Source organism: Mesorhizobium sp. WSM4844, assembly GCF_055811775.1.
The window spans coordinates 52,635-59,666 of record NZ_JBVVQB010000043.1; the positions used below are offsets into that span (position 1 = coordinate 52,635).

Genomic DNA, 7,032 nt, shown 5'->3' on the forward strand with positions numbered 1-7,032 from the left:
CGACAGGGGGGCGCGAAACATGACGGCGGCCATGGACGAGCTTCTCGGCATTCTCGACCTCGAGCAGCTGGAACACAACCTGTACCGTGGTCGCAGCCCCAAACTCGACTGGCAGCGTGTCTTCGGCGGCCAGACCATCGCCCAGGCGCTGGTCGCCGCCCAGCGAACGGTCGAGCCCGAACGCCACGTGCATTCGCTGCACGGCTATTTCATGCGGCCGGGCGACACCAAGGTGCCGATCATCTACCAGGTCGACCGCATCCGCGACGGCGGCTCCTTCACCACGCGGCGTGTCGTGGCGGTCCAGCACGGCCAGGCGATCTTTTCGCTGGAAGCCTCGTTCCAGCAGGACGAGGTCGGTCTCGAGCACCAGGTGCCGATGCCGCTGGACGTGCCGGCGCCCGACACATTGCTGTCGCAGCGCGAATTGATCGGCAAGTTCGGCGCGGCCGTGCCCGACGGCATCAGGCGCTACTGGGAGCGTGACCGGCCGATCGAGATGAAGCCGGTTATGCTGGAGCATTACACCAGCCGGGAGAAGCTGGAGCCGAAACAGAACATCTGGATCCGCACGACCGGCCCGGTTCCGGGCGATCGCGCCACGCAGGCGGCAGTGCTTGCCTATCTTTCCGACATGACGCTGCTCGATACCTCGACCTTTGCGCATGGCCGCGCCATCTTCGATAGCGACATCCAGGCGGCGAGCCTCGATCACGCCATGTGGTTCCATCGCAGCCATCCGCTGGACGACTGGATGCTCTACACCCAGGACAGCCCGTCGACGCAAGGGTCGCGGGGGTTCACGCGCGGGTCGCTGTTTGCCCGCGACGGCACATTGATCGCCTCGGTTGCCCAGGAAGGCCTGATCAGGCTGAAGCGGCCGCCCGCGGAATAGGCAATTTTGCAAAATTGCCTACTTTTTAATCAGCTGCGCTGCCGCGACTATGAACAGTCAGCCGACAAACCTTCCCCAAGTCGTTATTTAACAGCAGCTTAACACCCTGCTTCGGCAACTGGCACGGAGCTTGAATCCTAGCGGGCACTCTCCGGCTCTCATGGGGATCGGCGAAGTCGTGCAAACGCGGGGGACCCGCAACAGTAAAGGGTGAAACCTTATGAAAATCGTGATGGCAATCATCAAGCCGTTCAAGCTCGACGAGGTGCGCGAAGCGCTTACCGCAGTCGGCATCCAGGGCCTGACCGTCACCGAAGTCAAAGGCTACGGGCGTCAGAAGGGACACACGGAAATCTATCGCGGGGCGGAATACGCGGTCAGCTTCCTGCCGAAGATCAAGATCGAAGTCGCGGTCGGCCTGGACATGGTCGACAAGGCCGTCGAAGCCATCACTGCGGCGGCCAAGACCGGTCAGATCGGCGACGGCAAGATCTTCGTTTTCGGCATCGACCAGGCGGTGCGCATTCGCACCGGCGAAACAGACACCGACGCGCTTTGAGCTGCGGAAACGTATTCCAATGGAGAGTTCAATGAATATTCCTTCTACTTTGAAGTCGGTGGCGCGCACCGCGCTGCTGGGCTCACTCGCTATCGCAGCGCTGGGCACGGTCGCCGCATTCGCGCAGGAAGCGGCGCCGGCCGCACCGGCCGCGCCGGCCTTTACCGTCGACAAGGGCGACACGACGTGGATGATGATCTCCACCATCCTGGTGCTGCTGATGACCATTCCCGGCCTTGCCCTTTTCTACGGCGGCCTGGTTCGCGCCAAGAATATGCTGTCGGTGCTGATGCAGGTCTTCACCATCACCAGCGTGGTCATGATCGTCTGGGTTTTCTACGGCTACAGCCTTGCCTTCACCCCCGGCAACGCCTTCGTCGGGGGCCTTTCCAAGATGTTTCTCGCCGGCGTCGACGTGACGACGGTGTCGGAAACTTTTACCAAGGGCGTCGCCATTCCTGAACTGGTGTTCGTCATCTTCCAGATGAGCTTCGCCTGCATCACGCCTGCCCTGATCGTCGGCGCCTTCGCCGAACGCGTCAAGTTTTCGGCCGTGATCCTTTTCACCATCCTGTGGGTCACATTCGTCTACTTCCCGATCGCGCATATGGTCTGGTTCTGGGGCGGCCCGAGCGCTTACAGCGACCCGTCGGGGCTCATCTTCAGCTTCGGCGCCATCGACTTCGCCGGCGGCACCGTCGTCCACATCAATGCGGGCATCGCCGGCCTTGTCGGCGCGCTGATGATCGGCAAGCGCATCGGCTACAACAAGGACGTCATGGCGCCGCATTCGATGACACTGACCATGGTCGGCGCGTCGCTGCTGTGGGTCGGCTGGTTCGGCTTCAACGCCGGTTCGAACCTCGAAGCCAACGCCTATGCGGTGCTGGCCATGGTCAACACCTTCGTCGCCACAGCCGCGGCGGCAGTGACCTGGATCGTGCTCGAAACGCTGCTGCGCGGCAAAGCCTCCATGCTTGGCGCGGTTTCGGGCGCTGTTACCGGACTTGTCGCCGTCACGCCCGCCGCCGGCTTTGGCGGACCGATGGGCGTCATCGTGCTCGGCATCGTCGCCAGCTGCGTCTGCTACTTCTTCGTCTCGGTCGTGAAGAACAAGTTCGGCTACGACGACAGCCTCGATGTCTTCGGCATCCACTGCGTCGGCGGCATCATCGGCGCGCTCGGCACCGGCATCCTGGTCAATCCCGCCCTCGGCGGCGCCGGCATCGTCGATTATTCGACGGCCGACTTCGCCGCCGGCTATGCCGGCACGGCGACCCAGTTGTGGTCGCAGTTCAAGGGTGTCCTGGTAACCGTCCTGTGGTCGGGCATCGGCAGCGCCATCCTCTACAAGATCGTCGATATGATCGTAGGCTTACGCCCGACAGCCGATGCAGAGCGCGAAGGTCTCGACCTCACCGCGCATGGCGAAGCGGCCTATCACCCGTAAGCCAGGCCACCTGTGGGTCTTGTCTGGGGCGGCCTCGGCCGCCCAACACCTTCCCTCCCGTCGTGACGCTCCCGAAAAGGGCTCACGCATTGAGGCCCGGACCGGTTCCGGGCCTCTTTTTTTCGTGCGATCCCGCGCCGGTGGCAGTCCAGGCTCGGTCACAATCGCTTGATCGGGCGCCTGATCATGAAACATCGGCCGGGCCAGCCTGCCCGCCATTTGTGTGACCGGTTTCCGCTCGGGGAGCGCCGGCACGCACCCATGGTTAATGCGGCCTTAACCTTCCCGCCGATAGTCTGGCATCCGAATCTGCCGGAGTGCGTCATGCGTCCGGCCAGTCCATGACAGACGGGGAACGACGAATGCGTTCAGGGGCTTCAGCACCGCTTGCGCTGGCCGATACGGGGCACGGCATCCAGGCGTTCGCGCGGCGTCAGGTCGGCCGGCTGCTCGGCGCCGGCCTGTTTGCGCTGGTCGCCTTCGGCGTCGCCAGCCTCGCCACCTGGAACGTCGCTGACCCAAGCTTCTCCCACGCCACCGACAACATCGTCACCAACGCCATGGGCTATGTGGGCGCTGTCTTCTCCGACCTAGCCATGCAGTTCTTCGGCCTTGCTGCGGTCGCGGCGCTGGTGCCGGCGGTGGTATGGGGATTTCTGCTGTTTTCGGCGCGCGGCGTCGACAGGCTGCCGAAGCGCGGGCTCGCCTGGTTCGGCTACGCGGTGCTTGCCGCGGCCATGGCCGGCTGCGTGGTGCCGCCCAAGACCTGGCCGCTGCCGACCGGTCTCGGCGGCGTGTTCGGCGACATGGTGCTCAAGATTCCCGGCCTCGTCGTCGGCGGCTATCCGACCGGTCTCATCGCCAGCGTGCTCGCCGTGCTCCTGGCCGCGCCGGCACTGTGGCTGTTTGCCTACGGCTCGGCGCTGATTGCACGCAGGAACGGTTTCGCCGTCCTGGAGCAACCGGCCGCAGCCGATCCGAGGGACCAGGACGACCTGCTTTTCGACAATGACGAGGATGAGGGCGACGAGGGCATTCTGGCGCTTGGCGCGATCACGCATTGGTGGCTGTCGTTGCGGGCCTTTCTCCGCCGCCGCGCCGCCCGCCGCCGTGAGCGCGACGATTTCGAACCGGAGCCGCGCGCCAGCGCCTGGCGGCGCGCTGCCGAACGGGTCGAATCGGCCGAATTCGCCGAATCGCGGATGAGTGCCGATGGCCGCGCCCGCGTCGAGCCGGAATTCTTCGCCGCCATGGTCAACGACCGCAGCGCCTCGCTCGACGACGCCGATGTTTTTGACGATGACGATGACATGGATTTTGCGCCGGAGCCCGCGCGCAGCACTCCTCCCAATGCGAGGGTGCAGCCGTTCCGCTCCGATGCAGCCACCCGCGTCGCGGCGCCGGCGCCGCGGCCGGTTCCGGGCGCGCGTGTCCAGCGCGAAGCGCAGTCCTCGCTGATCGGCTCCGAACAATTCGAAATGCCGTCGCTGCATTTCCTGTCCGAGCCGAAGAACGTCGTGCGCGACGCCAGCCTGTCCAAGGACGCGTTGGAGCAGAATGCCCGCCTGCTCGAAGGCGTGCTGGAGGATTTCGGCGTCAAGGGCGAGATCATCCATGTCCGCCCCGGCCCGGTCGTCACGCTTTACGAGTTGGAACCGGCGCCCGGCATCAAATCGTCGCGGGTCATCGGCCTGTCTGACGACATCGCCCGTTCGATGAGCGCGATCGCCTGCCGCGTCGCCGTGGTGCCCGGCCGCAACGCCATTGGCATCGAGCTGCCGAACGCCAAGCGCGAGACCGTCTATCTCAGGGAAATCATGGCCAGCCGCGATTTCGAAACCACCAAGGCCAAGCTGGCGCTGGCGCTCGGCAAGACCATCAACGGCGAGGCGGTCATCGTCGACATCGCCAAGATGCCGCACGTGCTGGTCGCCGGCACCACCGGCTCGGGCAAGTCGGTCGCCATCAACACCATGATCCTGTCACTGCTCTACCGACTGACGCCGCAGGACTGCCGGCTGATCATGATCGACCCGAAAATGCTCGAGCTCTCGGTCTATGACGGCATCCCGCATCTTTTGACGCCGGTCGTCACCGATCCGAAGAAGGCGGTGGTGGCGCTGAAATGGACCGTGCGCGAGATGGAGGACCGCTACCGCAAAATGTCGAAGGTCGGCGTCCGCAACATCGACGGTTTCAACGCGCGGGTGCAGCAGGCCGAGAAGAAGGGCGAAAAAATCTCGCGCACCGTGCAGACCGGCTTCGACCGGCAGACCGGCGAAGCGGTCTATGAGACGGAAAACCTCGATCTCGAGCCAATGCCCTACATCGTCGTCATCATCGACGAGATGGCCGATTTGATGATGGTCGCCGGCAAGGACATCGAAGGCGCGGTGCAGCGCCTGGCGCAGATGGCGCGCGCCGCCGGCATCCACGTCATCATGGCGACGCAGCGGCCGTCGGTCGACGTCATCACCGGCACGATCAAGGCCAACTTCCCGACCCGCATCTCCTTCCAGGTGACGTCGAAGATCGACAGCCGCACCATTCTGGGCGAGCAGGGCGCCGAACAGCTGCTCGGCATGGGCGACATGCTCTACATGGCCGGCGGCGGCCGCATCCAGCGCGTGCACGGTCCCTTCGTTTCCGATGACGAGGTCGAGAAGATCGTCGCGCATCTGAAGCTGCAGGGCGTGCCGGAATATCTCGATGCCATAACCGAGGATGACGACGAGGACGACGACGAGCCGTCGGGTAAGGGTGGCTCGGGCAGCGGCGGCGGCAATTTCGAGGATTCCGATGATCCCTACGACCAGGCGGTTGCGGTGGTGCTGCGTGACGGCAAGGCCTCGACCAGCTACATCCAGCGCCGGCTCGGCATCGGCTACAACCGCGCCGCCTCGATCATCGAGAAGATGGAGAAGGAAGGGATTGTCGGCCCGGCCAACCATGCCGGAAAACGCGAAATTCTGGTGCCGACGGAGGACGACAAGTTCTGATCCGCCCGCCAAGCCGACAGGATTTTCGCGGCTGCAACCTGACGGCAGCAACTTTGAACCTTCTGGCGCGTTTGCAACGACCAAGCGCTGTTCGGCCGCCAAACTTAAGCCCAACTGGGGGGCCAAACACTGCGACAACAGATGAACCAGACGAGAGTAACCGGCATGAAAAACTCTTCTTTCGCCACGATCAGCGATTTTGCCCGGACCCGCCGCCAACTGCTTGGCCTCGGGCTGGTCCTGGCCGGCGCCGCGGCCATCAATGTCGTGCCCGGGGTCCAGTTGCTGGCGTCGGCGCAAGCGGCGGTGCCAGCCACCGCGCAGAAGATCGCCGACCATTTTTCCTCGGTCAAATCGATGGCCGGCGAATTCGTGCAGTTCGGACCCAAGGGCGAGCAGACCGGCGGCAAGTTCTTCCTGGAACGGCCGGGCAAGATACGCTTCAACTATGATGGGACGTCGAATTTCCGGGTGATTTCCGACGGCAAGTCGGTGGTCATCCTGAACAAGCGGCTGAAAACGTCCGATCTCTACCCACTGTCGAAAACGCCGCTCAAGCTGCTGCTCGACACCAGGATCGACCTCTCCGGCGGCCGCGTCAAAAGCGTCAAGGAAGAAAACGACGTCACCACCATCCAACTCGCCGACAAATCGGTGTTCGGCAGTTCGAAGATCACCATGATGTTCGATCCGAAAACCTACGAATTGCGCCAATGGACGATCACCGACGCGCAAGGCAAGGACACGACGGTGATGATCTTCAACGTCAGGGAAGGCGTAAGCTTCGCCCCCGACACCTTTGCCATCGACTACACGGCCAACCGCGAACTGAACACCAAGTCGCGGTAGGATCTGCTGTTATTCAGGTGAGGCCGGCCTGCGAATGGCGGTTTCCTGCGCTTCCGGTACTCACGTACTTTAAGTAAGTACGCTCCGCTCCGGTTCTCGGAATCCACCATTCTCGACTCGGCCTGACCTGAATCTCAGCGAATCCTGGTGCCAGCCCGGGGGGGGGGGGGGGGGCGCGGGGGGGGGGGTTTTTGGGGGGGGGGGGGGGGTTTTTTTGGGGGGGGTTTTTAGTGGGGGGGCCCAAGGGGGGCCGGAGGGGGGGGCGCCAGACCAAAAAAAA

6 protein-coding genes are annotated in these 7,032 nt (G+C 63.8%); 5 read left to right on the plus strand and 1 reads right to left on the minus strand.

Translation table 11 applies throughout. The annotated features are described in order from the left end of the window. The first annotated feature begins 19 nt into the window (after window positions 1–19). The 5 genes from tesB (at window position 20) to AC0L2A_RS26500 (ending at window position 6,752) form a co-directional block, all read left to right on the plus strand. On the plus strand, window positions 20–895 hold the full coding sequence (tesB, locus tag AC0L2A_RS26480) for an acyl-CoA thioesterase II (RefSeq protein ID WP_128173684.1): 876 nt from the start codon (window positions 20–22) through the stop codon (window positions 893–895). A gap of 220 nt (window positions 896–1,115) precedes the next feature. Beyond that, window positions 1,116–1,454, plus strand: coding sequence for a P-II family nitrogen regulator (locus tag AC0L2A_RS26485; RefSeq protein WP_023800571.1), 339 nt, complete (start codon window positions 1,116–1,118; stop codon window positions 1,452–1,454). Between the two features lie 31 nt (window positions 1,455–1,485). After that, entirely contained in the window at window positions 1,486–2,904 is a 1,419-nt protein-coding gene (locus tag AC0L2A_RS26490; protein WP_287327197.1) for an ammonium transporter, read from the plus strand. Between the two features lie 362 nt (window positions 2,905–3,266). Continuing rightward, entirely contained in the window at window positions 3,267–5,903 is a 2,637-nt protein-coding gene (locus AC0L2A_RS26495; RefSeq protein WP_473611299.1) for an FtsK/SpoIIIE family DNA translocase, read from the plus strand. A gap of 165 nt (window positions 5,904–6,068) precedes the next feature. Then, window positions 6,069–6,752 (plus strand): outer-membrane lipoprotein carrier protein LolA, encoded by a 684-nt coding sequence (locus AC0L2A_RS26500; protein ID WP_473611300.1) that lies wholly within the window; start codon window positions 6,069–6,071, stop codon window positions 6,750–6,752. A 69-nt stretch (window positions 6,753–6,821) separates the two neighbouring features. Here the strand turns inward: AC0L2A_RS26500 and AC0L2A_RS26505 are convergent. Next, window positions 6,822–7,032 (minus strand): hypothetical protein (locus AC0L2A_RS26505; RefSeq protein WP_473611301.1); only part of this gene is annotated, 211 nt, incomplete at its 5' end.